Annotated in this window: 22 protein-coding genes and 1 pseudogene; 15 read left to right on the forward strand and 8 right to left on the reverse strand. The window is 70.8% G+C overall.

What is annotated here, in order from left to right:
• Positions 1-11 precede the first annotated feature (11 nt).
• The 7 genes and pseudogenes from ACWCYO_RS16460 to ACWCYO_RS16490 all read left to right on the forward strand — a co-directional run bounded on the left by ACWCYO_RS16460 (position 12) and on the right by ACWCYO_RS16490 (position 4,556).
• Positions 12-869, forward strand: coding sequence for a crotonase/enoyl-CoA hydratase family protein (locus ACWCYO_RS16460; RefSeq protein ID WP_449784590.1), 858 nt, complete (start codon positions 12-14; stop codon positions 867-869).
• Positions 870-1,009: 140 nt separating this feature from the next.
• Entirely contained in the window at positions 1,010-1,441 is a 432-nt protein-coding gene (locus tag ACWCYO_RS16465; RefSeq protein ID WP_449784591.1) for an Ohr family peroxiredoxin, read from the forward strand.
• A 102-nt stretch (positions 1,442-1,543) separates the two neighbouring features.
• Positions 1,544-1,672, forward strand: a pseudogene (locus ACWCYO_RS16470) (lycopene cyclase family protein); the annotation flags it as partial.
• 16 nt (positions 1,673-1,688) lie between these two features.
• Positions 1,689-1,835 (forward strand): hypothetical protein, encoded by a 147-nt coding sequence (locus ACWCYO_RS16475; RefSeq protein WP_270151498.1) that lies wholly within the window; start codon positions 1,689-1,691, stop codon positions 1,833-1,835.
• A gap of 362 nt (positions 1,836-2,197) precedes the next feature.
• Positions 2,198-3,112: an aromatic prenyltransferase gene (locus ACWCYO_RS16480; protein ID WP_449784592.1), complete on the forward strand. Its 915-nt coding sequence runs from the start codon at positions 2,198-2,200 to the stop codon at positions 3,110-3,112.
• Positions 3,109-3,765, forward strand: coding sequence for a hypothetical protein (locus ACWCYO_RS16485; RefSeq protein ID WP_449784593.1), 657 nt, complete (start codon positions 3,109-3,111; stop codon positions 3,763-3,765). The genes ACWCYO_RS16480 and ACWCYO_RS16485 overlap by 4 nt, the downstream gene beginning before the upstream one ends.
• Positions 3,762-4,556: a class I SAM-dependent methyltransferase gene (locus ACWCYO_RS16490; RefSeq protein WP_270142809.1), complete on the forward strand. Its 795-nt coding sequence runs from the start codon at positions 3,762-3,764 to the stop codon at positions 4,554-4,556. Before ACWCYO_RS16485 ends, ACWCYO_RS16490 begins: the two co-directional genes overlap by 4 nt.
• 163 nt (positions 4,557-4,719) lie before the next feature.
• Here ACWCYO_RS16490 and ACWCYO_RS16495 read toward each other — a convergent pair whose 3' ends face one another.
• Positions 4,720-7,524 (reverse strand): AAA family ATPase, encoded by a 2,805-nt coding sequence (locus ACWCYO_RS16495; protein WP_449784594.1) that lies wholly within the window; start codon positions 7,522-7,524, stop codon positions 4,720-4,722.
• 330 nt (positions 7,525-7,854) lie between these two features.
• Positions 7,855-9,297, reverse strand: a complete 1,443-nt coding sequence (locus ACWCYO_RS16500; protein ID WP_270142811.1) for an aldehyde dehydrogenase — start codon at positions 9,295-9,297, stop codon at positions 7,855-7,857.
• Between the two features lie 233 nt (positions 9,298-9,530).
• On the opposite strand from ACWCYO_RS16500, the gene ACWCYO_RS16505 reads away from it, so the two are divergent.
• A complete protein-coding gene (locus tag ACWCYO_RS16505; protein WP_270142813.1) occupies positions 9,531-10,427 on the forward strand; it encodes an alpha/beta fold hydrolase in 897 nt (298 codons plus the stop codon).
• 101 nt (positions 10,428-10,528) lie between these two features.
• On the opposite strand, the gene ACWCYO_RS16510 is transcribed toward ACWCYO_RS16505, so the two are convergent.
• The 3 genes from ACWCYO_RS16510 to ACWCYO_RS16520 form a co-directional block, all read right to left on the reverse strand.
• Entirely contained in the window at positions 10,529-11,011 is a 483-nt protein-coding gene (locus ACWCYO_RS16510; protein ID WP_449784595.1) for a Dps family protein, read from the reverse strand.
• Between the two features lie 170 nt (positions 11,012-11,181).
• Positions 11,182-11,436: an ABATE domain-containing protein gene (locus ACWCYO_RS16515; protein ID WP_449784596.1), complete on the reverse strand. Its 255-nt coding sequence runs from the start codon at positions 11,434-11,436 to the stop codon at positions 11,182-11,184.
• Positions 11,437-11,512: 76 nt separating this feature from the next.
• Positions 11,513-11,986: an SsgA family sporulation/cell division regulator gene (locus ACWCYO_RS16520; RefSeq protein WP_449784597.1), complete on the reverse strand. Its 474-nt coding sequence runs from the start codon at positions 11,984-11,986 to the stop codon at positions 11,513-11,515.
• 766 nt (positions 11,987-12,752) lie between these two features.
• Between ACWCYO_RS16520 and ACWCYO_RS16525 the strand changes: the two genes are divergently transcribed.
• Together ACWCYO_RS16525 and ACWCYO_RS16530 are read left to right on the forward strand one after the other, a co-directional pair.
• Positions 12,753-13,241 (forward strand): TetR/AcrR family transcriptional regulator, encoded by a 489-nt coding sequence (locus ACWCYO_RS16525; RefSeq protein WP_270150900.1) that lies wholly within the window; start codon positions 12,753-12,755, stop codon positions 13,239-13,241.
• Between the two features lie 365 nt (positions 13,242-13,606).
• The gene (locus tag ACWCYO_RS16530) at positions 13,607-16,366 is read left to right on the forward strand and encodes an AAA family ATPase (protein ID WP_449784598.1); all 2,760 of its coding nucleotides are present in this window, start codon (positions 13,607-13,609) and stop codon (positions 16,364-16,366) included.
• A 62-nt stretch (positions 16,367-16,428) separates the two neighbouring features.
• Here the strand turns inward: ACWCYO_RS16530 and ACWCYO_RS16535 are convergent, their stop codons facing one another.
• Together ACWCYO_RS16535 and ACWCYO_RS16540 are read right to left on the reverse strand one after the other, a co-directional pair.
• The gene (locus ACWCYO_RS16535) at positions 16,429-17,232 is read right to left on the reverse strand and encodes an alpha/beta hydrolase (protein WP_449784599.1); all 804 of its coding nucleotides are present in this window, start codon (positions 17,230-17,232) and stop codon (positions 16,429-16,431) included.
• A gap of 319 nt (positions 17,233-17,551) precedes the next feature.
• On the reverse strand, positions 17,552-18,166 hold the full coding sequence (locus tag ACWCYO_RS16540) for a hypothetical protein (protein WP_270142823.1): 615 nt from the start codon (positions 18,164-18,166) through the stop codon (positions 17,552-17,554).
• 476 nt (positions 18,167-18,642) lie between these two features.
• Here ACWCYO_RS16540 and ACWCYO_RS16545 point away from each other — a divergent pair, with 476 nt between their 5' ends.
• The 3 genes from ACWCYO_RS16545 to ACWCYO_RS16555 all read left to right on the forward strand — a co-directional run bounded on the left by ACWCYO_RS16545 (position 18,643) and on the right by ACWCYO_RS16555 (position 23,606).
• The gene (locus ACWCYO_RS16545; protein WP_270142824.1) at positions 18,643-19,206 is read left to right on the forward strand and encodes a hypothetical protein; all 564 of its coding nucleotides are present in this window, start codon (positions 18,643-18,645) and stop codon (positions 19,204-19,206) included.
• 782 nt (positions 19,207-19,988) lie between these two features.
• Positions 19,989-20,780, forward strand: coding sequence for an AAA family ATPase (locus tag ACWCYO_RS16550; RefSeq protein ID WP_449784600.1), 792 nt, complete (start codon positions 19,989-19,991; stop codon positions 20,778-20,780).
• A gap of 6 nt (positions 20,781-20,786) precedes the next feature.
• Positions 20,787-23,606, forward strand: coding sequence for a helix-turn-helix transcriptional regulator (locus tag ACWCYO_RS16555; RefSeq protein ID WP_449784601.1), 2,820 nt, complete (start codon positions 20,787-20,789; stop codon positions 23,604-23,606).
• Between the two features lie 9 nt (positions 23,607-23,615).
• Here ACWCYO_RS16555 and ACWCYO_RS16560 read toward each other — a convergent pair whose 3' ends face one another.
• Positions 23,616-24,431, reverse strand: a complete 816-nt coding sequence (locus tag ACWCYO_RS16560; RefSeq protein WP_449784602.1) for an alpha/beta hydrolase — start codon at positions 24,429-24,431, stop codon at positions 23,616-23,618.
• Between the two features lie 231 nt (positions 24,432-24,662).
• On the opposite strand from ACWCYO_RS16560, the gene ACWCYO_RS16565 reads away from it, so the two are divergent.
• Together ACWCYO_RS16565 and ACWCYO_RS16570 are read left to right on the forward strand one after the other, a co-directional pair.
• Complete coding sequence (locus tag ACWCYO_RS16565) at positions 24,663-25,730, forward strand: alpha/beta fold hydrolase (protein ID WP_270142826.1); 1,068 nt, start codon at positions 24,663-24,665, stop codon at positions 25,728-25,730.
• A 34-nt stretch (positions 25,731-25,764) separates the two neighbouring features.
• Complete coding sequence (locus tag ACWCYO_RS16570; protein WP_270142828.1) at positions 25,765-25,965, forward strand: hypothetical protein; 201 nt, start codon at positions 25,765-25,767, stop codon at positions 25,963-25,965.
• Positions 25,966-26,156 lie beyond the last annotated feature (191 nt).

Below are 26,156 nucleotides of genomic sequence, written 5' to 3' on the forward strand. Positions count from 1 at the left end.
GAGTTCCCAGGGTGGACATCAAGCTTCTGGACCACACCCAGCGCCTGGGCGCGGAAGGGCAGTTCAACCAGCTGATCGCGCGCTACGACAGCGAGCGCCAGGTGGTCTGGATGATGATGAGTGCGGAACCGCGTCCGTCGTTCAACTCGGTGCTGCTCGCCGAGATCCTGCGACTGGCTCGGCTGGTGCGGGAGACCGCGCTGCCGGTCAGGTTCTGGGTGACCGGTTCCTGCACCCCGGGGATGTTCAACGCGGGCGGCGACCTGGACCTGTTCGCCCGCTCGATCCGTTCAGGTGACCGCGAGACACTGCGGGCGTACGCCCGCGCCTGTGTCGACTGCATCGATGAGGCGATGCACGGCTTCGGCACGGGAGCGATCAGCATCGCGCTCGTCGACGGCCATGCGCTGGGTGGCGGATACGAGTGCGCCCTCGCACACCACTTCGTGTTGGCGGAGGAACAGGTGCGCCTCGGGTTCCCCGAGATCAGGTTCAACCTGTTCCCCGGGATGGGCGCGTACCCGCTCACCGCTGTGCGCGCCGGCCGACGGACAACGGAGCGCCTGATCGGGTGGGGTGAGCAACACCCCGTCGGCTGGCACGAGGAGCAGGGCCTTGTCGATCGGATCGCACCTGCCGGCGGCGGCTATGCCGCCGTGCTGGAGTTCATGGACGAGATCGGCCCTCGGTTCAACGGGGTGGCCGCCATGCTGCGCACGCGATTGAGGTCACTTCCCATCTCGCGCGAGGTCCTGATGGCCACGACGGAGGACTGGGCGGAGTCGGCCTTCGGTGTGGGCGCTACCGGCGTGGACTACATGGAACGCCTCGTCGCGGTACAGGACCAGCGGTTCGCCGGACACGGCTGAGGGGCCGACGGTCAGGCAGGCCACCGGCTCGCGTCACCGTGGTACGCGAAAGCACTGCAACCATTCAACAGAGCGTGTAACCAGTTAAACCGGTGATGGCGGACGCCTCATCGGATCGACATGAACAAGGAGTCAGGACAATGGCAGTCAGCTACACCGGTGTGGTCACGGTGACGGGAGAGGGCCGCAACGGCGGGCAGATCGTCGCCAGCGACGGCCACCTGGCCACCTCCCTCGCCATCCCGAAGGAGCTGGGCGGCGCCGGTGGTGCCACCAACCCGGAGCAGCTGTTCGCGGCCGGCTGGGGCGCCTGCTTCCTCGGCGCCGTCCGCCGCGCCGCCGCCGCACGCAAGGTCCGGCTCACCAGCACCGCCATCACGGTCGAGGCGACCCTGACCCACAGCGACGACGGCGAGTTCGGACTGAGCGCCGTCCTCAACCTCGAACTCGGCGGAGTCGACCAGGAGACCGCGGTCGAACTCGGCAATGCCGCCCACCAACTCTGCCCCTACTCCAAGGCCACCCGCGGCAACATCCCGGTCACCATCAACGCCACCGCGGTGACCACCTGACGCAGCCGTTCCCGGCCCGCCCATGCCGCCGTGAGGCACCGACGGCCCGGGCGGGCTGGCCCTTTGACCCGGGCGACAGCGCCGCGCCGAGGACGCAGCACCGTGAACGTTCGGTCCAGCTACGACATCATCCTGGTGGGCGGGGGCACAGCCGGCTGCGTGCTTGCCGCTCGGCTCACCCAGGACCCGGACATCCAGGTTCTCCTCCTGGAGGCGGGGGCTTCGAAGATCGCGCTGCCGAGCGCCGTTGGCAGTGCCACGAGCCTGGCCCAGCCTCGCCGCCACGCAAGCCAGTTGGGGTGATCTGATGGCCCTCACCGACGCGCCGCACGGCCCGCTGTGGACCCATGCTGCCGAGGTCAACGAGGCACTGCTCGCCTTCCTGGCGAAGTAGCGCCGCCGCGAGGGGCGCCGACCCTTCGCGGCGGCGCCCGCATCGGCCGCTGTCGTCCAATCAGCGTTCCCCCGGTCGGGCCCCGCCGGACTCGCCGAACTCACCTCAGCCCGCTGACATCGGGTTGGCAACCCCTGGCGAAATGATCTTTGAGATGGTTGGATCACCGCAGGACTGGTGATCTGGGGGTGCCGGGTGCCTCGGCCTGAGCCGTGCGAGGTCGAGCTCATCCATGCACCGGCTGGAGGCGCGGTTGTGATCCCCGGCCTTCCACAGTTCAGCGGTCAGCCCCGCTGACTTTCAAGGAACCCCAGGTCCATTCGCAGTTGCATTCCCACACAGACGAACGGGGGGACCCTCTGATGGGGTCTGCTGTCGATTTCTCTCCGTCTCGGTTCCTCAAGGACATCGAGGCGACCACGGTCCTGCTGGGCATCGACTACTCCGAGGCGATGACACGCCGGGTGCTGGACGCGTACGAGGAGAGCTTCCACCGCGGGGCCGTCCTGTGGCGCACCACCGACAAGCCCGACGGTGTGCTGAACTACCGCTTCTACGAACGCGTTCCCGTCGACACCGTGAGCATCGCGGCGCAGACCGGACTCCTCGGCCCCCACAACCAGACGGCCAGTCTGATCTCGGCATGGAGCTCGCTGTACGAGGGGTCGACGCAGCTGTGCGACTTCGACGCGGTCCGGGGCCTGGCCAAGACGTGGGTGTACCTGGGCGGGATCCGGCCCCTCGAGGAGGTCCTTGGCGCCCCCGGAGTCCCGGACACGATCCGCCGGCATCACGGCGGTTTCCGCGAGCTGGGCCTGACGTCGGTGCGGCACGTAGCCGTGGACTACCAGCACGATACGGCGAACCTGTACTTCCGCGTGCAGGAAGGGCTCAGCCCGAAGGCGGCCGCGCGATTGCTCGCCCTGTCCCGGAGCACGCCGCCGGATGAGACGACCTTCAAGGACATGGTCGACTTCACGGCCCCGGACGGGCACACGTTCTCGGTGACGCTGCGCATCTCCACCGGGCAGGTCGAGCGCGTCGGCATTTATGCCCTCCGGCTGCCTGCCGGGCAGTTCCCACGCCTCAATGACCGGCTGGCCGCGTTCTTCAGCGGAGCTCCCTCGCACGATGAGGAGGAGATGAACGCCGTCGCGTGGTCGTTCGGCGCCGGAGGCAGCCGCTACGTGAAGGCGGAGCGCAGCTACTGCGGCCGGCTGGTCGCGCTGATGCGCGAGTGGAACAGCCCGATGACCGATCCGGGTAGGCAGCCGTGACCGTCCTGGATCCTGCCGATGCGGTCGAGCTGGACCGGCTGCTACGCCAAGCCGCTGAAGCCGACGTGCCCGGTGTGCTGCGCGGCATGACGGATGGTGCGGATATGGAACAGGCGGCCATCGACACCATCGCCGCGCACTGCCGCGTCGACCACGTCGCCACGCTCGTGTTCCCCGCCGCCGTCGACGACGTACACACCCACCTCCTGGGGTGCCAGTGGAGAACAACGTCCGAAGTGCCCAGCGTCGTCGTACGCCGGCGTCTCGCACACCGCTACGGCCTTGACGACGAGCTGCTCGACGTGAGCATCATCCGTGCCTTCGCCCACGACACGGCCGGCGTGGAAGTGTTCTGCCTGCCGCCGACCGTCGCTACCAAGCATGTCGTCGAATGTGAGCGCCGGCTCCATCAGGAACGTCACACGGCTCTCATGGTCGACACGCCGAGCAGGAGCTTGCTCAGCGAGCTGCGGTCACTGCTCACCGGCCAGCTGGCCATGCGCCCGGACGGCGGTGGCCACAACCCCCATGAAAACCAGGAGGCGGGTGGCCGGTCCGTGCTCTACTTCCAGCCCCCCGTGGGCAACCGCCTGGAGCTGACCTGCATCGGGGACTTCACGCCCGTCGTGGCCCAACACCTGGACGGTGCATGATGAGCGCCCCGGTCTACCAGGACGGTGTCCTCGCCCACGCCAGGGGAGGCGAACGCGAACGACTGCGTCTGCTGGAAGAGCTCAGCGATCCCACCACCATCACCATCTTCGAACGGCTCGGTGTCGCCGCGGGCTGGCGTTGCGTCGAGGCCGGGGCCGGGGCCGGTTCAATCGCCCATTGGCTCAGCGCCCGCTGCCCCGACGGCCGTGTGACGGCCACGGACCTCGACGTCGCATTCCTCAGCGAGCGCCCCACGCCGGCCAATATGACGGTCGCGCGGCACGACGTCATGCGTGACGACTTCCCGGCAGGTTCTCAGAACCTGGTGCACGCGCGGGCCTTGCTCAGCCACATCCCCGATCCGGAGCACGTCCTCGACCGGATGGCCGGCTGGCTCGTGCCCGGAGGATGGATCGTCCTCGAGGACCCGACCTATCTCCCGGCCGCGGCTTCCCCCTATCCGAAGTTCGCCGAACTGCTGGAGGCGTGCCAGCAGTTGCTGGCTCGGACCCAGGGAACCGACCACACCTGGGCCCGCCGCATTCCCGCAGCCATGGCCCGTTCGGGCCTCACCGACGTCGGCATGACCGTACGCGTCGCCGTGTGCGGGACGGATGAGACAGAAGACGCGTTCTGGCGCCAGTGCTTCACGCAGGCCACCCCCGCGCTCATCGACACCGGACTCATGACGGCCGAGCAGATCGCGGCTGCGGTCGCCCACCTGGACGACCCTGCCTTCACCGATACCGCCTGGGTGATGGTCTCCTGCTGGGGACGCCGCCCTTCGTAGGAACCCGTTCCGGCGTTTGCGCCGACGTTTTTCGGAGCAGCACGCCGCACCGGAACTCACGCACCGTCGACTCCCCCGCCCGCGCCAGCCCGCTCCGGGGGCCGTCGAAGCCGATGGAGGTACCGTTGACGGTCACTGTGCCGGTGCGGATGCGGCGACTGGGTCAGGCGGACGGCTCGTTCATGCTCTGGGCGAGCAGCGCGTCCCTCAGCGCCACCCGGGAGGCGATGCCCAGTTTGGGATAGATCTGGTACAGGTGGGCGCCGACCGTCCGATGCGAGATGAAGAGGCGTTCGGCGATCTGCTTGTTCGTCAGGCCGGTTGCGGCGAGTTCGGCGATCTCGCGTTCCTGCGGCGTGAGCGGAGCCGCCTGCCTCGCTCCGGGACTCGCGACGTGACCGCCTGCGGCGCGCAGTTCCTTGCGGGCGCGCTCGGCCCAGGGGGCGGCATCCAGGCTCTGGAAGGCACACAGTGCTGCCGTCAAGGGGCCCTTCGCGCCCGATACCGCGCGGGCGCGGCGCAGTTGCTCGCCTTGGGCCAGCCGTATCCGGGCCAGGTCGAACGGCCACTTCTCGACCCCCGGCACGGCCAGCGCCTGTGCGAAGAGACGGGCCGCATGATGGTCGTCCTCGGCGACGAGCGCCTCCGCGCCGGCGACCAGGAGGGCGATCCGAGGCGAGAGCGCCGCGACATCCGCCGCTCGCAGCGCGCGTACGTGCGCTACCGCCTCTGCGCGGCGGTCGGTGCGCACTGCCGATTCCACCAGGTCGAAGAAGACCCACAACGCGTGAGGGGCGCGGCGCCGGAGCGTGCCCGCAGGGCTGACGGCGTCAGCGTGGCCGAAGGCCCGGTCGAAGTCGCCCGCCGCCATGTCGGCCAGGGCGTGCACCTGCCGGGCGCAGTCCACGGTCATGCGCATCCCGCGCGGCACTGCCCAGTCGATCATCGTCCCGGCCAGGGCGCGCGCCTGCTCGACGTCGCCCCGGGAGGCGACGACCAAGCCCTTGGTGAACTGGAAGAACCACGTGCAGATCGTGTAACCGGAGTCCGCGCACAGGGCGAGGCCCTCGTCGGACAGTTCCAGGGCCTCCTGCCACCTGCCACAGAGGTAGTCGTCGAGGCAGAGGTGCAGCAGGGCCCCGATGTGGCGCCGCACGGGTCCGCCTTCGCGACCGCGCCGGACCACGCGCCACGACGCCGGGCGCAGCGCCGAGAGCCGGTCCGGGTAGATCGCCGCGGCCCCGATGCGCACGATCTCGGCCAGGTCGGTGTCCGTCGTGACGCCGTCGATGATCGCGTCGAGTCGGCGCAGCGTCGCCCTTTCGGTGCGGACGGGATCGGAGAAGGTCTGGGCACCGATGCGCAGCAGCGGTGGCTCGGTCGGGCGCAGGCGGGCCAGGGCGGCGTAGAAGGGCGCCCACAGCTCCTCGTTGCCGCTGTAGCTGCACAGCAGCATCAGGAAGTGGAGGGTGTCGACGAGTGCCGGATCGTCAGCGTCGTAGCCGGAGTCTCCTTCCTCGATGGCGCCGATCAGGAGGCGGTGGGCCGTGGCCACGTCGCCGTCGCCGTTCAGCAGGAGTTGGACGGCGGCACCTGCGGAACGCAGCGAGACCCCGTGGTCCGGGTCGGCCCGCCACACGTTCTCGAGCAACGCCGAGGCGCTGCTGAGTGCTCCGACGGCCTCGGCTCCCACGTAGGCGGCCTCTGCGAGGCGGCGGGCGCGGTCGGTGCCGAGCGGGCTGAGGTCCGCAGCACGGGTGAGGGCGGCGATCGCCGCCACGGCGTCGCCGCGATCGAGGATGCGGCGGGCCGCGTCCTCGAGCAGGGCTGCCACGTCTTCGTCGGGTTGGACGGTGGCCTCCCCCAGGTGCCAGGCGCGCTGCACCGGCCGGTCGTCGAGGACGCCGGCGAGGGCACCGTGTGCGGCGCGACGACGACTACTGGTGGCGGCCTCGACGACGGCTGCTCTGACCAGCGGGTGACGGAACACCAGGCGGCGGGTGCCCTCGTCAACACGGACGAGCTGGTCGTCCTCGGCGGGGCCCAGGTCGTCCAGGTCGATGCCGGCATCGAGCTCCTGAGCTGCCGCGGCCAGCACTCCGAGGTCACCCGTACCGTCAAGGGCTGCCAGGAGCATCAGGTCCCGTGCGGCTGCGGGCAGGTCGCGGACGCGGGTGAGGAACAGTGACTGGAGGCGTTCGCCCAGCGGGAGGACGACGGGCAGGATCTCCTGGGCGCGCCGCTGCTCCTGGCGCAGCGCCTTGGGGAGTTCGAGTAGGGCCAGAGGGTTTCCCTCGGCCGTGTCCAACAGGCGCCGGCGTACCGGACGGGCCAGGTCGGGGAACCGCGTGTCCACCAGGCGGGCTGCCGCCTCGCGGTCAAGGGACGGGAGTTCGTACATCGGCAGGGCGGCGTGCTCGAAGAAGCCGCCGGCACCGGTGCGGGTGGCTCCGAGGAAGCGGACCCGTTCACCGGCGAGTCGCCGGGCGATGAATCCGAAGACGGCGGCGCTCGCGCGGTCCACCCACGGCAGGTCGTCGACAGTGAGGAGCAGTGGGGTCTCGACCGCCGCCGACCTCAGCAGGGCGAGCGCGGCGTTGCAGACCACGAAGCGCTCCGGAGGGGCGCCGGCTCCCAGCCCGAGGGCGACATCGAGCGCCTCGCGGTGGTGGGGGCTGAGACGGTCGAAGGCGTCGCGGAGCGGAAGGGCCAGCTGGTTCAGCGCCGCGTAGCTGATGTCGGCCTCGAACTCCGCACCTGCGGCACGCAGGACGCGGGTACCTGCGGCAGCGGTAGCGACGGCCACCGCCTCCAGGACCGCGGATTTGCCGATGCCGGGCTGCCCGGACACCAAGAGGGCGCCGGTGTCGCGGGTCAGGATGGCATGGATGCGATCCAGGTCCCGGTCCCTGCCCACCAGCGGGGCGAAGTCAACTCGGGAGTCGACTCGGGAGTCAACGAGGTCCACCGGAGGCCGTCCTTGTGCTCTTGGGCCCCGACCCGGCTGTGTGCGGCGTGCCGCGGACCGGAGCGGGACGGGGGTGTGCAACGGCGCGGCTGCCGTCCGCGCTGACAGCCCGCGCGCCGTGCCCCTCCTCCGTCGCCGTCGGCGGTCAGTCTAGCTAGGACTCGGTGGCGAGCCGAGGGGGCCCGGGCCGGTGCAACGGGCCCGTCCGGGGCGCGGCCTGCTTCGGGAGCAGGCCGCGCGCGGCGTCGGCTGCCGGAGCCGGGCGATCCGGAGGAAGGCGCCGCCGGTGGCACGGGCGAACGCCGCACGTACGATGTCGTCCCCGTCGGGTCACAGGGTGATGGTCTTGTACTCCGTGTAGCTGCCGAGGCCGACCGCGCCGTATTCGCGGCCGATGCCGCTGGCCTTGAAGCCGCCGAAGGGGCCGTCGAAGCCGACGGAGGCGCCGTTGACCGTCACCGTGCCGGTGCGGATGCGGCGGGCGACCTCGAGCGCGTGCTCCTCGCTGGAAGCCCAGACGCCGCCCGACAGACCGTACTCGGAGTCGTTCGCGATGCGGACGGCGTCGTCCTCGTCCTCGTAGGCGATGACGACCAGGACCGGGCCGAAGATCTCCTCCTGAGCGATGGTCATGGAGTTGTCCACGTCGGCGAAGAGGGTCGGGGTGACGTAGTTGCCGCTCTCCAGCCCTTCGGGGACCTGGGGGCCGCCGGTGACCAGGCGGGCGCCCTCCTCGATGCCGAGCTCGATGTAGTGGCGGACGCGTTCCTGCTGGTCGGGGCGGATCATCGGGCCGATGAACGTGTCCGGGTCGCTGGGGTCGCCGACCTTGAGGGACTCGACGAGTTCCTTGAGCGCGGCGACGACCTCCTCGTAGTGGCTGCGCGGGGCCAGGATGCGGGTCTGGGCGATGCAGGACTCGCCGTTGTTGAGCAGGGAGGAGAACTTCAGGCCCTGAACCGCCGTGCGGATGTCGGCGCAGGGCAGGATGACGGCGGCGGACTTGCCGCCCAGTTCGAGGCTGACCCGCTTCAGCTGCTCCCCTGCGATCGAGGCGATTCGCCGGCCGGCCCGGGTGGAGCCGGTGAAGGCGATCTTGTCGACCTCGGGGTGGGAGATCAGGTACTCGCTCGTCTCGCGGTCGGCGGGCAGGACGCTGATCACTCCCTCGGGCAGCCCCACCTGCTCCAGCAGCTCGGCAAGGAAGCCCATGCTCAGCGAGTTCTCCGGCGAGACCTTGAGCACCACCGAGTTGCCGGCGAGCAGCGCCGGAATGATCTTCGCGGTCGCGGAGGAGAAGGGCGAGTTCCACGGGATCACCGCGGCCACCACGCCGACCGCTTCGCGGCGCACCACGCTGCGCACCGGCGAGGCCGGGTCGGAGGGGGCCAGCGTCTGCTCCCACCCGAACTCCTCCGCGGCCTTCAGGTAGGCGTTGGCCTGGCGGGTCAGGCCCTGCTGGCCGGCCCGGGTGAACCATCCCGCCGAGCCGGTCTCGGCGGCGATCAGCTCGGCGATCCGCTCCGCGTTCGCCTCGCGCAGCGTGTTGAAGCGCCGGAGCACCGCCACCCGCTCCAGCGGCGGGGTCTCGCGCCAGGCGCCCTCCTCGAACGAGGCGCGGGCCGCGGCCACCGCGCGGTCCACGTCCGCCGGCCGCCCCTGCGCGGCCTTGCCGATCACCGTCCCGTCGTGCGGGGAGTTGATGGCGAGCAGCTCGGCGTCGCTCGGCTCGGTCCAGGTGCCACCGATGAAGAGCCGGTCGTAAGTGATCATGCCTCTCTCCTTCAACCCTCGACTATCTGCCACTTGACTGTAGCACTTATATCTTTATTATTCACAAGCATGTAGCTGGAAAAGATACAACCGGCGCTCCGTGAGTGACGGGAGCGTCCCTCATCCGCTCCGGACATGACGCCGTCCGAACACACACCTTGCCGACACACATCTCATGGCAACATGTGAGATACATGTGCTCGACAAGGTATCTACTCACACGGAGAGCGTTGATGACGAGCGAAACGACCGACCTGCTGTCCCCCGGCACCCACGACGTCCTGGTGGAGGGTCTGAACCAGCGGTACCACCTGTACGGCTCGGGCCCGGTCTGCCTGGCCGTGCCCGGCGGACCGGGCGTCAGCTGGGAGTACCTCCGGGCGCCCGCGCTCGAGGAGTTCCTGACCATGGTGTACGTGGAGCCTCTGGGCACCGGCGGCTCGGAGCGCCTGCCCTCACACCCTGACGGCTACACCCGCGAGCGGTACACACGCGGTCTGGCCGGCCTTCTCGACCTGCTGGCACTGCCTCGCGTGTTCCTCCTGGGCCACTCCCACGGCGGCTTCGTGGCCCAGCACTTCGCGCTGCACCACGCCGACCGGCTCCGGGGCCTGGTGCTGTACGAGAGCGCGCCGGTGACGGGCCCGGAGCACATGGCCGAAGCGGCAGCAAGGGTCGAGGAGTTCGCGGCCCGCAACGAGGGCCGCGCGGAGCTCCCCGCGGCGCTGGCCGGACTCCAGAGCGTCGGCACCGTCACCGACGACGAGGGGACGACCGCGGCGCTGCGCGCCCTGATGCCGGTCTACTTCGCTCGCTACTGGGACCGGGAGAGCGAGTTCCGCGACCTGCGCGCCCAGGTGACCTGCACCTACATCTCGCCGCTGGACGAGAGCGGGAAGCCCGACGTCGTGGACGACCGGGCTGGCCTCACCTCGCTCACGGTCCCCACCCTGGTCCTGGTCGGCCAGTACGACGTGATCTGCGGACCGCGGTGGGCGCAGGACCTCCACGCCCTCGTCCCGCAGTCCCGCTTGGTGGTGCTGAACGACAGCGGGCACTTCGGCCACCTGGAGCAACCGGCCGCGTTCTCGGACGCGGTGCGCGCATTCGTCCGCTCGGCCTCCGCGTAGCGCAGGCGCGCTCGCCGCCTCCGGTCCTTCCACCGCTGCGGGAAGGCCGGAGGTGAAGTGCGGCGCTCGGATGGTCAGTCCGTCGACGGGCGTCGGAGAGGTCAGGCCTGGTTCTCGGCCTGGAACATCCAGCTCTGCTTCTCGAGTTCGGCGGCCAGCCCGATCAGCAGGTCCTGGGTGACGGCATCCGCCTCGCCGGTCGCGTCGATGCGCTCGCGCACTCGGTGGATCACGGCGGCGAAGATCTCCACCAGCATCTTCACCACGGCCGTGTCCTCCGTCCATCCCTGCGGGACGGCCGGAAGGTTGCTGGCACCGGCCACGGTCGCCGCCCGGCCGTCCGGTGAGACGCCCAGCGCGGCGGCGCGCTCCGCGACGATGTCGGCGTGGTCCCGCGCCGTGGTCACCACTTCGTCGAGCTGCAGGTGCACGGAACGGAAGCGCGGACCGTAGAGGTTCCAGTGCGTCTGCTTGGCCACCAAGGAGAGGTCGATCAGGTCGACCAGGGTCGCCTGGAGGGCGTTCCCGGCGATCGTCCGTGCGCTGTCGGACAGCGGGCTGCTGATGATGGACCGTGCGGACATGTGTCTCCCTTTCCGGAGGTGTGTGAACCCCCTCGATTCTCGGCAGTGCACCCCGGTGGTGGGATCAGTCGTTTGACTCTGCATCAGTGGGAGGTGGCAACGGTCAGTCGGCCTATGCGGGGGTCGCGCTGTGCTGGCGCGCGCGGCCTTGACCCGGTTCCCGCAGGTCTTCATGGCGCACCAGCCACGCCGGTAGCCGCGCGAGCGGTTGGGGCGGCAACGAGCGAGTAGACCGACTCGCGCAGATCCACCGCGATCGAGGTCGGTCTCGTCGGCGCCGGGCGCGCCGTCGAACACCCGGCCTCGACGAACCAGGCGTCGAGCTGCTGGGGAGACCCCGGCTTCTCGGCGGGCACCGCGTTGCGCCGTGCCCGCCGGGTTCCGACGAAGTCCAGGGGCGGGGTCCCGCAGGGAAACGCGTGCATCGCGTCACCACTTTGACCAGTTACTGGCAGACGCGCAACATCGCCGTCCCCCAGGACCGCAGGTCTTCGCCAGTGGTCAACCCCCGGTCGGCCGACCCGTCTCGCCCAACAGCTCGGAGATGAATCCGTCCCAGTCCAGGCCGTCGGCCTCCGCCTCGACGGGCACGATCTCGTAGGTGCGTTCCAACCACTCCGCCAGCCTCGGCGCGGGCAGCTCCAGAAGGGCGCTGGATTCCGCCGACTCCAGCTGCAACAGGGCGGTCCCAGCTGCCCGGTCCGGCACCGGCCAAGCCTGCACGAAGCCTTCTCCGCTCTCCTCGAAGAGGCCTTGGTACAGCAGTTCCCGGCTGATCCGCCAGGTGACACCCGGCCCGCGGATCGGCTCGAGGGTGACGGTCACGATCGCGGGGGTGTCCGGGGCGAATCGGAACTCCGCCAGAAGGGGTTGCCATGCGCGGCCGTCCAGCACCCGCTTGAGGACCAGTGTCAGCACGGGCCCGTCCTCGGGCATCGTCCGGCATCCCCTGACGTCGGACTGTTCGCCGTTCATGGCAGCTGCCCCTTCCACAAAGCGAATTGGTCTGCCATGACTGTGCCTCAGGGACTCCGGGCTGGGCATAGGTCACTCGACCGTGAGCCGGGATAAGTCATGACCCACGCGTGCGAGCCCCTGACACGCCCGCGCCGCCAACTCCGTTCTGCGGCTGTGCTGGGCATGCCGGGGATCGATGAGCGGCGAGGTGGGCACGAAGCTGGGGGACCTCCCCCCCTGTCCTGCGCCCGGTCAGCGCCGACTGTCGAGCGCGGCGTAGTCCGGGCCACGCAAGGTCTCCAATGCCTTCCTGAGCGGTGCCGGCGGCGAGGCGATCCTGCGGTTCGCCAGGCTCAGCCAGGCACCCAGGGCGAACACGACTGCCGCCCGGGACCCGTCCTCCCGCGAAACGACATGCCGGAACCCAGCACCGCGCTGTGCCGAAACCCCTCCTCGGCGCCCGGGCGACGGAGGTATCGTGGGATCGGCAAACATGTGTCTCGCGATGAGCATATGTGAAGAAGACCTCAAAGGCACACACGTGCAACTGGGTACGTCCAGACACATGTGAAACCGGCCTTGGCGCTGTGCCGCACCGTGGCGCCGACCGGCGGCCTCACGTCCGCGCAGTCCTGTCACCACATGCTTGTGGCGGTTGACGGCGTCAACTGCTACAGCAAAGAGGTTGTTATGGCCACAATCTGCACAACGGCCCGGTAGACTGCACGGCATGAGAGCTGATGCTGCGCGGAACATCGAAGCGGTGCTGACAACGGGGGCACGGATGTTGGCCGAAGACCCGGGCGCGAGCATCGCCGCCATCGCCGCCGAGGCCGGCGTGGACCGGCGGACCATCTACCGGCGCTTCCCGTCGCGCGAGGAACTCCTCGCTGCGATCTACACGGCCCGCCTGGATGCCGTCGAGCAGGCCATCGCCGACGCCCGCCTGCGCGAGGCCCCCGTCACCGTGGCCCTGCACCGCTACGTGGAGAACATCATCGAGGTCAACCGCCGCTGGCCGGTTGACCTCGCCCGCATGCTCGCCGACGAGGGGATCCGCAAACGCCGTGACGCCTCCGTCGCGGAAGTCGACGCCTTCCTCCAACGCGCCGAAGACGAGGGCCTGCTCCGCGCCGGGCTCCCCCCGGGCTGGGTCGCCGCCCTGCTCCCAGAGCTCATGCACCTGGTGGCCCGCCGAGTGCCGGACCTCGCAGCCGGCCCGGCAGCCGACCTGGTCGTCGACACCCTGCTGCGGGGTGTCGGATCGTCCTGACGGGGCACCAGGTCACACGCGCATGTTCACGCGGTTGTCCGTGCACGTTCTCGCATGATGACTCGTCCACAGCACCGTGTGGCCATCCTGGCGCCGGTATGACCACACACATGTCCCACGTTTCGGCTGGCTTGTGATGTCCACTACGCTGCTCGGTGAGGTGTGGGTCGAGCGAGGGGTCAGGCATGTGGCATCGGTGCTCTTCCGGCGGCGCGAAAGGCGTTCGCAACACGCCTGGCGGCCCTCGGACACGTTGCAGCGGCGGGCATGAGGTGCTCGGGCTCTGACGGACACACATGCCTGGCGTTTCGAGCGCGGTCGGCCGTGCCACGACCGACCCGGTAGTCAAGGAAGCGGGGGATCACATGGATGCACTGGTCAGGTCGTTGGTCGGCCGGCAGCGGGAGCAGGAGGCGCTGTCGTCCTTCGTGACGGCCTCCAGCGGTCAGTCGCTCGTCCTCAGGGGCGAGATCGGTGCGGGCAAGAGCGCCCTCCTGGACCACGTCGCGGACCTCGCCTGCCAGGAGGGCCACCAGGTGGTCCGGGCCGTCGGTGTGGAAGCCGAATCCGACTACCCGTTCGCCGGACTGCACCAGTTCCTCTACCCGCTGATGTCCCACCTCGACCGGCTCGACGCCTCCCACCGTGCCGTCTTCGACGTCGTGTTCAGCCGGAACCAGGGGGCGCCCCCGTCGGTGATGACCCTCGCCATCGCCGTCCTCGACCTGCTCTCCCTCGCGTCGTCGCAGAAGCCGCTGCTGCTCGTACTCGACGACGGTCAGTGGTTCGACACCGTCAGCGCCGAGGTGTGCGGCTTCGCGGGGCGGCGGCTGGCCGGTAGCTCGGTCAAGCTCGTCGTCGGTGTGCGCTCGGACGTGCCCTCACACTTCGACACCGCGGCGCTGCCGGAGCTTCACATCACGACCTTGTCCGAGGACGACTCGCAGACGCTGCTCGACCTGCACCATCCACGGCTCGATCCGAAGATCCGCCGCATCGTGCTGGACGAGGCGCAGGGCAATCCGCTGGCGCTGCTCGAGCTCCCGCCCTTCCTCAGCGGCCGGCCCGGCCGCTGTGTCGAGGAGTTGCCTGGCTACCACGGTGTGCCCCTGCCCCGCCGCCTCGAGTACGTCTACGGCACCCGCATCGAAGCTCTCGACAAGGCGGTGCGCGCGGAGCTGCTGCGCGGCGCGCTGGATGGCGCGGGTTCGGGAATGGCGGCAGGTGCCGCGCGTGGAACCCGCTACCGCATGGTGGACGTCGACGCGGCAGCCCTGTCGGGCCTGCTGGACGTCGACCGGACGAACGGTCACTTCGTGTTCCGGCACCCCCTGGTGCGATCGACGGTCGTCCAGAAGGCCACCCCCAACGAGCGGCGTGACGCGCACGCCGCCCTCGCCCGGGTGTACCGGGACGATCTCGAGCGGCGGGCCACCCACCTGGCGGCCTCGACGATCGATCCGGACGAGGAGGTGGCGGCCGAGTTGGAGGCAGCGGCCAAGTCCGCGACCCGACGCGGCGGTGCGCTCGCCGCCATCACCTGGCTGACCCGCGCCGCGGAGCTCAGCGAGAGCTCCGAGGACCGTTCGCGCCGCTTGGGCGACGCCGCCTTCATCGCCGGCCAGGCGGCTCTTCCCGACCAGGCGCAGCGGCTGGTCCATTCCGACACCGCCCCGGACGGAGGCGCTTCCCCGGCCTCGGTGGCCGCCTCCGCCTACGACGCGCTGTACCGGCACGGCGAGGTCCGCTCCTCCCGACGACAGGTCACGGCAGCGCTCGAGGCCGTGCGGGACGACCGCACCTGCCAGGGGATGGGGGAAGCCGAAGCCCGACTGGTCATCCTGCTGATCGTCACCTGCCAGTACGCGTCCGACGCCGTCGCCTGGCAGCAGGCCCGCGAGCTCCTCGACGCGCTCGGGGACCGGATCCCGGCGCAGTCGTTGCTCTACCGCGACGCCTGGAGCGATGTGGTGCGCCACGGGGCCGGCCTTCGTCAGCGCGTGGATCGCGCATTCGCCGAAGCCCGCCACCTCAACCCCTGGGACCTGGTCCGGTTGGGCGTGACGGCCTACCACCTCGATGTGCTGGGCCCTCACCGTTCCCACCTCCAGCGCACGGTGGACCGTGAGGCCGAGACCGGTGCCATCGCGGCCGCGATGTCCATGCTTCATCTGATCACGCTCGATCAGATGGCCACCGGCGAGTGGGAGGAAGCCGAGCGCACCTGCGCGCGCAGCCTGGAGCTCGCCTCCGAACACGATCACGCGCTCTTCGCCTACCACAGCCGCGCGTACCTCGCCCAACTCGCGGCGCTGCGCGGCCAGGTGGAGCGCGCCCGCGAACTGCAGGCCGCCGTCGACGCCTGGGCGCGCCCCCGCGGAGTGGGCTTCCTGACGCAGATCGCCGACGCCGTCGGCATCACGGCGGCGCTGAGCGAGGGCGACTACGAGTCCGCCTACCTGTACGCCATCGGCATCACCGCGCCCGGTTCGTTCGAGCCGTACGCCCACCAGGCTTCCCGGACCCTGCTCGACCTGGTCGAAGCCGCCGTGCACGCCGGACGCGCGGACGAGGCCCGCCGGCACGCCCTGGCCGCGCGGCACGCCGGCCTGCCCGACGTCTCACCACGACTGGCTCTGATCACCCACGGGGCCCTGGCGATGACCGCCGAAGGCGACGAGGAGGCGGCTGCCCACTACGAGCAGGCCGAGTCGGTCGCGGAAGGCGACGGCTTCCCCTTCGAGCTGGCCCGGATCCGGCTGGCCCAGGGCATCCGCGTCCGCCACTCGCAGGGCCCCAAGGCGGCCCGCCAGGCCCTGCTCCGCGCGGCCGAGTCCTTCGAGCGGCTCGGCGCCGCTGCCTGGGCCGACCGGGCCCGGGCCGAGCTGCGCGCCTCCGGGATGTCCACCCGGCCCTCGTCCACCTCGGCCCTCACCTGGCAGGAGCACCGGATCGCCGGTCTCGCCGCGAGCGGTCTGACCAACAAGGAGATCGGCGAGCGCATGCACCTGTCCCCGCGCACCGTCAGCTCCCACCTGTACCGGGTCTTCCCCAAGCTCGGCATCACCACCCGTGCGGCGCTGCGCGACGCGCTCGGCAACTCCACTGAGGAGAACCACGGTTAGACCCGCGCGCCGGTGTGGCCGTCCGGTCGGGCCCGCGCCGCCGCCGCGCCCGTGGGAGGTGGTCAGCGGCCCGGGACGGTGGGCCGCACTCCCCGCTCACCGAGCCAGCCGAGCACGTAGTCGGCGACGAACCTCCACCCGCTGTCGATGACCAGTGAGTGGCCCCGGTCGGCGAACTGTTTGAGGTCCGTCATCGCGGTGGAGTCGCCGTACTGCTTGTACACGGTGCGGGTCACCTGGTCGGGCACCAGCAGGTCCTCCTGGCCCGACACCAGCAACAGCGGACCGCGCGCCGTGTTGCCGGTGTCCACGAGGGTGCTCGGATGCCGGGGTGCACCCCGGCATCCGAGGTCGTTGAGCAAGCGGCGCGGAGCGGGCACGGCGTATCGCTCGTACAGCTGATCGGACTCCGGGCCGCTGACGGCATTTCCGACGAGGCCGCGGAACCGCTCGCGGGACGGCGCGACCGCAGCGCCTGTGGGCTCACCAGCAGCGTCGGCGGACTCGGGACAGGTCCGCAGCGCCACGTCGTTGACGGGTGCCGACGCGATGGCTACCGCGGCCTGCCCGAGGCCGGTGCCGAGGAGGTGCTGCGCGACCAACCCACCGACCGAGTGCCCGACGATCACCGGCGGGACGTCGAAGCGGCGCACGATCTCGGCGTAGTGCCCGGACAAGTCGTCCAGACCGATGTCGGGTGGCATGTCCGGGCCCTCGCGCGCCTCCCGTACGGTGGCCGCTTCGCCGGGCCAACCCGGGGCGTAGGTGAGGTAGCCGTGGTTCGCGAAGCGCTCTGCCCAGGATTCCCATGAAAGCGCGTGCAGCCACGCGCCGTTGATGAACACGACGGGCGTGTGGATGAACACGACGGGAGTACGGATCACAACTGGACCTCCGAGCATGGTGGCGACCTGCGCCGGCTTGCGGCTACCGCTCAGCATCGGGCAGGCGGCCTGCTACGGGATCAGTCGAATGACTGCATGTGACCGGGTGCAGCCGCTCACGGCCCCTGAAGGGGCGTGGGCTGCGCTGCAGGCCGGATCCGGTGCGCGCGGAATCCGGCGGGTCGAGGGCAGTGCGGCTGCGGCCCGGTGCAGAGCGGCGCGCCCTGCCGGCACGGAATGTGCCCCTCGGCATGTCCCGCCGCGGACGGAAACATCCGCCCGCACAGAACGGTTACTTCGCTTACGGATACATGGCAAGGTGGTTCTGATAAGCGAACTGGTCGCCGAGGCTGAGGATGCGGACCACGGTCGTGCAGTACCGCCGGTACTGCACTTCTTCCTTGAGACTGAGGGTCACAGCGGGAGCGCCCTCACGGACCCGGCCCAGGGTGTGCATCAACTCCGGCGGACAGGGCAACAGCAGGACCCCCATGACGCGCCGGAAGACGTGAACCAGCTCCGGTCCGCGTCGTTCGGGTTCTCGGCGCGTGCATCGGGGCTCGAAGCCGCGGTCCGCACCGGCGCTCAGGAAGGCCCGCAGGCACAGCGTCAGTTGCTCGAGGTCGGCCGAGTCCAGCTCCACCGGGTACAAGCTCGTCAGCTGGGTGCCCCGCGGGCCGTACAGGGTGTACTCGGTCCGCAGGGCACCCGGCGGACTCACGTCCTCCTGCCACCGCGGCCACGCGGGAAGCTTCAGCAAGACCCTGACCCAGCTGTCGTAGGCGTCCGCGACCACGCGTCCTTCCTCGCACTCCGGGTCCGCCAATTGCAGCCGATACAGGCGGCGCAGGAGGAGTTCCTCCAGACTCTGGAACTTCGCCAGGAACACCGGATCGTCAGGCACCAAGACGTGCACGGGGTTCGTTCCTCTCACCGTCTCGGCGAACCCGACTGCCAGACCGGTGGCGGGTCTTGCCGCGGGTGGGGGACCGGAGCGGGGAGGGAGCGGACCCTGCGCCCCCTCCCGCCACGCTGCCCGTCGGGCCGGCAGCGGTGGATCGTGTGGCCGTGCGGCAATCCACACGGGGGCGCGGACTGACACACACGTGTGCCTTGCCGGGCACAGTTCCAGGGTCGAGATGACCACACAGGACAAACGTATGCGCTTTGGGCAAGCTCCACAACCGGTTCGAGGTGTAAGACCTCCGGGGCTGGGCACTCCTGCTGCGACTGGCCTCTGTCGGCCTGAAGTCAGGACGCTGCCTGCAACGTTCCACGTGGGACTGGCGAGCTCTGCCAGGATTGTCATGGCAGACGATTCACCGACGTTCTTCTTCTGCCCGGCGCAGGTAACATGTGCGGCAAACATCCAGCACGGAGGAGTGACCGGTCGTGACCAGCCAATCAGCCGCCACGCTCCGATCGCGGTACGCCGTACAAGCCGCGTCGGACCTGGAAGAGAACCGCCGCCGACAAAAGGAACTGACCGAGAAGCTCGCAATGCTGCGCGAAGAGGAAGCGCTCCTGATCGAGATCATGGCGCTGGCCGAGCACCACCAGGGTGATGCGGGGCTCTCTCCCCTGCCGGAGCAGGCCCAGGACGAGCCGACGCTCACCCAGGAGCGCCTGCGCAGGACGCCCGGGGCCGCCTCGAAGGCACCGCGTTCCGCGCGGACCGGCTCGAAGACGAAGGCGGCAGCAAAGCGCCGGTCACAGCGGCCCTTGCTGGGCGACCTCCTGCTGGACCTGCTCGCAGGCCACAGCGAGCCACACCTGGCGAAGGATCTGCGGGAGGAGCTCATGGTGCAGCATCCGGACCGTGAGCCCACCCCGCAGGTCGTGCGGAACACCCTCGAGTCGCTCGTCGCGAAGGGCCAGGTCCGACGCCACAAGGAAGAGCGGTCGGTGATGTACACGCTCGTGGACCGTGGTCATCGCAGGACGCCGGCTGATTGACGTGTCTCTCCGGCACCTCCAACCGCCGCGCGCCCCGGCGTACCGAGCGCGCGCTGCGACAACGCGCCCGTAGGCCCTGTCGACACTCACCGTGCTCCAGGGATGTCGGCGACCGCGCCACCGGCTGGCCGCGTGCGGCCGCGCAGCTCTCCGGGCATCGCGAACGCGGAAACGAAGGCAAGCAGCGCGCGGGGGCGCAGCCGCCGAAGGCACACGAATGGCCCGTGACACCGGCCACGAGCGGTGAGGCGGCCAGCAGAACGGTGGTGGCCGCCCCCTGCGCGGGAGTCTTGTAGAAGTCGGGAGTCAGCAGGTTCCCCTCCTCGTCCACGGCGCCCACCGCCTGCAGGGTGGCCCGGGGGAGGTGGCGCGTCAGGTTGGTGTGGATCCAGCCGGGCTCGCAGGAGTTGGCGACGATGCCGTCCTGGGCCCGGCGGCGGCTGATCCCGACGGCGAGCAGGACATCGGCCGTCTTCGACTGCGCGTAGGCGACCATGGGGTCGTACCGGCGGCGTTCGAACTGCGGGTCGTCGAAGTCGAAGCCGTGCAGGCGCTGTGCGCCGGAGCTGACGGCCACGACGCACGGCTCCTCGGCAGCCCGGAGGGCTTCGGGCAGCCCGTGTCCCTGGCAGCGGCGGCCCGTCGTGCCGGTGCCGGACACTGGTCGCGCCCCCGGCCCGGGTACTGGCCAGGGTTCGACACTGGCTCGACGGGCCCGTAGTCCCGGGATCGTGATCGGTGGACGCCGACCGGCTTCCGTTGCGGCGAAGGAGTTGACGAGGGTGGAGCCTGGCGGCAAGGGCGGGCCGGACGGGACGGGGGATCCGTTGTCGCCGCAACTGCGCGGGCGCGCCCGGGAACAGGAAGTACTCGATCGGCTGTTGCTCGACCTGCGCCGCGGACACAGCCGCGTACTGGTCCTGCGCGGGGAGTCCGGCATCGGCAAGACCGCCCTGCTCACCTATCTGGCGGATCGCGCCCCGGCAGGCCGCGTCGTCCGCACGGTCGGGGTGGAAACCGAATTCGAGATCGCGTACTCGGCTCTCCAGCAGATGTGCGCTCCGCTGCTGAGCCATCTGGACCGGTTGCCGGCGGCGCAGCGAGCCGCTCTGGCGACGGCCCTGGGGCTGGAGCCGGAGTCGGGGCTCGGACCGAGCGATGGCGGATCGCCTGGCGGTCTGCTGACCGGACTGGCCGTGCTGGGCCTGTTCGCCGAGGCCGCCGCTGTCGAGCCGCTGGTCTGTGTCGTGGACGACGCGCAGTGGATCGACGGGATCTCCGCGGCCGTCCTCGCGTTCGTCGCCCGTCGGCTGGACGCCGAGTCCGTGGCCCTGGTCTTCGCCGTGTCCACCTCGGCGTCGGTCCGCACGCCGACCAGCGCCGGACTCCTTACCGGCCTGCCGGAACTACAGGTCGACGGGCTCCGCGACGACGACGCCCGGGCGTTGCTCGACTCGGTGCTGCCCGGTCCGGTGCACCCCCGCGTGCGGGACGCGATCGTCGCCGAAGCACGCGGCAACCCGCTGGCGCTGATGGAGCTGCCGCGCGGTGAGAGCGAAATCAGGAAGGGGTAGGGGGACATGACCGGGTTGCAGCGATGGGGCGTCACCACGGCGATGGTGGGCCGCGAGGACGAGCAGGCGGAGCTCGTGGCGTTCGTGAAGTCCGCCACGGGCCAGGCGCTCGTCCTGCGGGGGGAGACGGGGGTCGGCAAGAGTTCCTTGTTGAGCCACGCCGCCGCGCTGGCGGAGCAGGAGGGCCACGTCGTCATCCGGGCCGCCGGTGTCGAGGCGGAGTCCGAGCTGCCCTATGCCGGGCTGCACCAGTTCCTCCATCCACTGCTCGCCGACGTCGCGCGGCTGGACGACGGGACCCGGACGGTGTTCGACGCCGTGTTCGGCGGAGTGCAGGGCGATCCGCCGTCGGTCATGGCGCTCGGCATCGCCGTGCTCAGCCTGCTGTCGCTTTCCTCCGCACAGCGGCCGCTGCTGCTGGTCCTCGACGACGCGCAGTGGCTGGACGACTCCAGCGCCGACGTCTGCGGGTTCGTGGGCCGACGCCTGGCCGGCGGCCCGGCGAAGATGCTGGTCGCGGTCCGCTCCGACCTCACGTCCCGCTTCGACACCGCCGCACTGCCCGAACTGCCGATCACCGCCCTCACCGACGAGGACGCGGCCCGCCTGCTGGACCACCGGTACCCGGAGCTGAGCCGACGGGTCCGTCGAATCGTCCTGGAGCAGGCCCAGGGCAACCCGCTGGCCTTGGTGGAGCTGCCCGCCCACTTCGCCGGCCGGTCGAGCGACCTCCCGGTCGAAGACCTGATCGGTCAGCACGGCGTGCCGTTGCCCCGGCGGCTGCAACGGCTGTTCGGCACCCGCATCGCCGCCCTCGACGAGCGGGTGCGGACCGAGCTGCTGATGGGCGCGCTCGACGGCGCCGGAACCCCGAGCGGCACCGACGCCGTCCCCGGTACTCGCTACGGCATGCGTGACGCCGACGCGGCAGTGGCCGCCGGGCTGCTGGACATCGACGTGGTCACCGGCGATTTCGTCTTCCGGCACCCACTCGTGCGGTCCGCCGTCGTGCGGATGGCCACTCCCAACCAGCGCCGCGCCGCGCACCTGGCGCTGGCACAGGTGCATCGGGAGAACCTCGAACGCCGGGCGACGCACCTGGCAGCGGCAACGGTCGATCCGGACGAGGACGTCGCCGACATCCTGGAGGCGGCGGCCGAGTCGGCGACCCGGCGCGGCGGCGCGCTGGCGGCCGTGGCCTGGCTGACCCGGGCCGCCGAGCTCAGCGAGAACCACGCCGACCGCTCCCGGCGGCTGACCGACGCGGCCTTCGTCGCCGGTCACGCCGCCCGCCTCGGCCAGGCGCACCGGCTGGTCCAAGCAGACCTCGCGCCCGGCTCGACGGAGTCGCCGGCCTCCGTGCTGGCGGCCGCCTACCGAGCGCTCTACCAGGACGGGGACGTCCGCTCCACGCACCGCCAGGTCTCGGCCGCGATCGAGAAGCTCCGGGACGCAGGGACAGCCATCGCGGGCGAGGCCGCCGCTGCGTCGACGGTCGGCAAAGCCGAACCTGACGAGGTCCTCACCCGGCTGGTGATCGTTCTCCTGGCGATCAGTCAGTTCAGCGGGGACCGCGCGGTCTGGGAGAGCACGCGCGAACTCCTCGCCTCCCTGGGCGACCTCGTCACCGAACACGCGCGCCTCTACCGCGACACGTGGAGCGATGTGACCAGGCACGGAGCAGGCTGGGCCGGGCCGGTGCGACAGGCCGCCGCGAACCTGTCGGATCTGGAACCCTGGGCCGTCACGCGGCTCGGCGCGGCCGCGTACCACCTCGACGTCCTGAGCCACTACCGCCCCCACCTGCAGCGCGTCGTGGACCGCGAGCTGGAGACCGGAGCCGTGGCCACCGGCATGGTCATGCTGCACCAGATCATGCTCGACCAGATGACGGCCGGCGAGTGGGCCGAGGCCGAGGAGACCGGGCAGCGCGGCCTGGACCTGGCCACCGAGCACGGCCACCACCTGTTCGCCGCCCAGAGCCGCGCGTACCTGGCCCAGCTGGCGGCGCTGCGCGGGCAGGTCGGGCGGGCGCGGGACCTCCAGGCCGAGGTGGACGCCTGGGCCCGCCCGCGCGGTCTGGGGTTCCTGACCCAGGTCGCCGACGCCGCCGGCGCGACCGCCGCGCTGAGCTCCGGCGACTACGAGAGCGCGTACCTCTACGCCATCGGCATCACACAGCCGGGCGCGTTCCGGCCCTACGCGTACCAGGCCTCGCGCACCCTGCTCGATCTCGTCGAGGCCGCCCGGCACACCGGACGCGTCGAGCAGGCCCGGGCGCACGCCCTCGCCGCCCGCGACGCCGGTCTGCCGGACGTGTCGCCCCGCCTGGGACTGATCACCTACGGCGCGCTGGCGATGACCGCCGAGGACGAGCGGGAGGCCGCCGAGATGTTCACGCGGGCCGAATCCCACCCGGACGCCGCCGGCTTCCCGTTCGAGCTGGCCCGGATCCGGCTGGCGCACGGCATCCGGGTGCGCCACGTCCAGGGTCCGGCGGCGGCGCGGCCGTACGTGGTCCCGGCGGCCGAGGCGTTCGAGCGGCTGGGTGCGGCCGGCTGGACCGAACGGGCCCGGGCCGAACTGCGCGCCACCGGGGCCCCACCCCGCGTCTCGACGCTGAACCTGGCCTCGCTGACCTGGCAGGAACGCCGCATCGCCGAGCTGGCCGCCAGCGGCCTGACGAACAAGGAGATCGGCGAGCGGATGCACCTGTCGCCGCGTACCGTCAGCTCGCACCTGTACCGCGTCTTCCCCAAGCTGGGCATCACGGCCCGTGCGGCGCTGCGCGACGCGCTGGGCCGGACCGACGCGGCGCAGGTCTGATGCCCGCGCTCAGCCCCCTGCGGCCACGGCCTCGACGCCGTTGGCGGCCAGCCAGACGAGGACGTGGTCGGCGACCGAACGCCAGCCGCTGTCGAACACCAGGGAGTGCCCTCGGTCGGCGAACTGCTTCAGATCCGTCACGGCGGAGGAGTCGCCGTAGCGCTTGTAGGCCGAGCGGGTCACGGCGTCCGGGACCATCCGGTCCTCCTGGCCGGACACGAGCAGGAGCGGTCCGCGCGCCGAATTGGCCGTGTCCACGACGGTGTCGGCCGGCCCGGCGGCGGTGCGGTCGAGTCCGAGGTCCGCGAGCAGCCGGAGCGGGGCCGGGACGGCGTACCGGTCGAAGAGCTTCGTGGCCTCCTCCTCTCCGACCGCGTTGGCGACGAGGTGTCGGAACCGGGCGCGCGGCAGCACCTCGAACCCCGGGTGCCGGGTCGTGCCGGCCGACATCGGCGACCGCGGCCGGGGCCGGCCGTCGTCCAGCGGCACACCGCCGGGCGGCAACGGCGCGAGGGCGACGGCGGCGCGGCCGAGGTCGGCTCCGAGGAGGTGCTGGGCGATGAGGCCGCCGGCCGAATGCCCGATGAGGACCGGCGGGTTGTCGAAGGTGCGCACGATCGTCTCGTAGTGGGCGGTGAGCGCGGCGAGCCCGAGGTCGCGCAGCGGGCCGGGGTCGCGGCGGGCCTGGTCGGCGGTGGGGGCTTCGCCGGGCCAGCCCGGGACGCACACCGCGTAACCGTGCGCCGTGAACCGTTCGGCCCAGCCCTCCCAGGAGGACATGTGGAACCACGCACCGTGGATGAGGACGACGGGGGTTTGCTTCACGGCCAGACCTTCCGGTTGCACACACGACGACCCGCCGGCATCGCGGCGCTCCTTCGAGGATCACCGAGCGGTAGGACGGCGGAAACAGTCGAATGACTGAATCCGGCGGCCCGGCAGACCCTTGGTAGGTCTGCAAGCGTCCTCGTGCGTCTCGACGTCATGTGACCGATGCGTCGGGCCGCTGGCCGAAGAACAGTGGAGGCATCAGCGGGTCTCCAGGAAGGATCAGACATGATCAACAGGCGTACCTTCACCAAAGCGGTCGGTCTCGGCGTGGGCGCCACGGCCGCATCGCTCGGCGCGGCATCGAACGCGCCCGCCGCCGTCGCGGCCGGTACCGACCGGCCCGGCCGCCCGGCCCCGGTCATCCCGAACATCGCCCCGGGCACCCACACCACGTTCACCGACCTGAAGCAGGTCCGGGCCGGCGTGCTCGACATCGGCTACGCCGAGGCCGGGCCCAAGCACGGGCCCGTGGTCATCTGCCTGCACGGCTGGCCCTTCGACATCCACAGCTACGTCGACGTGGCGCCGCTGCTGGCGGACGCCGGCTACCGGGTGATCGTGCCGTACCTGCGAGGCCACGGCACCACGAACTTCCTGTCCCCGAACACCGTCCGCACCGGGCAGCAGGCCGCGATCGCCCTCGACGTGATCGCCCTGATGGATGCCCTGAAGATCCACAAGGCGGTGCTGGCCGGCTTCGACTGGGGCTCGCGGGCCGCCGGAACCGTCGCGGCGCTGTGGCCGGAGCGGGTCAAGGCCCTGGTGGCGGTGAGTGGTTACCTCATCGTCAACATCCCGTCGCAGAAGAACCCGTTGCCGCCGAAGGCCGAGCACACCTGGTGGTACCAGTACTACTTCGCCACCGACCGCGGCCGCGTCGCCATGGAGACCAGGCAGAACCGGCACGACCTGTGCCGGCTGGTGTGGGAGGAGACCTCCCCGACCTGGAATTTCGACGACGCCACCTTCGAGCGCACGGCCACGGCGTTCGAGAACCCCGACTACGCCGCCATCGTGATCCACAACTACCGCTGGCGCCTGGGCCTGGCCGACGGCGAGCGCCGCTACGACCGCTACGAGCAGCTGCTCGCGGCCCGACCGCCCGTCACGGTCCCGACCATCGCCGTGGACCCTGCCCTCGACCCGTTCCTGCCCACGACCGACGGCAGCGGGTACCGGCGGTTCTTCACCGGCCCCTACGAGCACCGCGTCCTCACGGGCGTCGGCCACAACGCGCCGCAGGAGGCGCCGACGGCGTTCGCCCAGGCCGTGGTGGACGCGGACCATCTGTGACCCGCAAGCGTGTCGACCACATGGAGGTACGAACGTGAGTGATCCCAGTCCCGGCGCGCACGAACAGGCGGCGGAAATCCGCAAGGCCCGATTCGGCGCGCTCCCGGAACGTGTCCCCTTCGAGGACATGGTCGAGGAGAAGGCGGTGCTGCCGGCGTATCAGGCGGTGGACGCCTACGACCCCGACGCGCTGGCGGTCAGGTTCTCCTGCCTGGCGGCGGATCTGGGCCTCTGAGCACAGCGGGTCAGGCATGACGCGGCACCGGCAACAAGGCGTTCGGGTCCGCCCCCCACTGGGGACGGACCCGAGCCTGCTGTGCCCCGGCCTCAGCCGGGTCGTGCTCTTCAGCAATCCGTGTTCGGCCCTGCGGGGGGTCAGTCGCGCGAGGCACGGACGCGGCGGAAGCTGCTCGCGACGCTCGGGTC

This window comes from Kitasatospora sp. NPDC001683 (assembly GCF_053596495.1).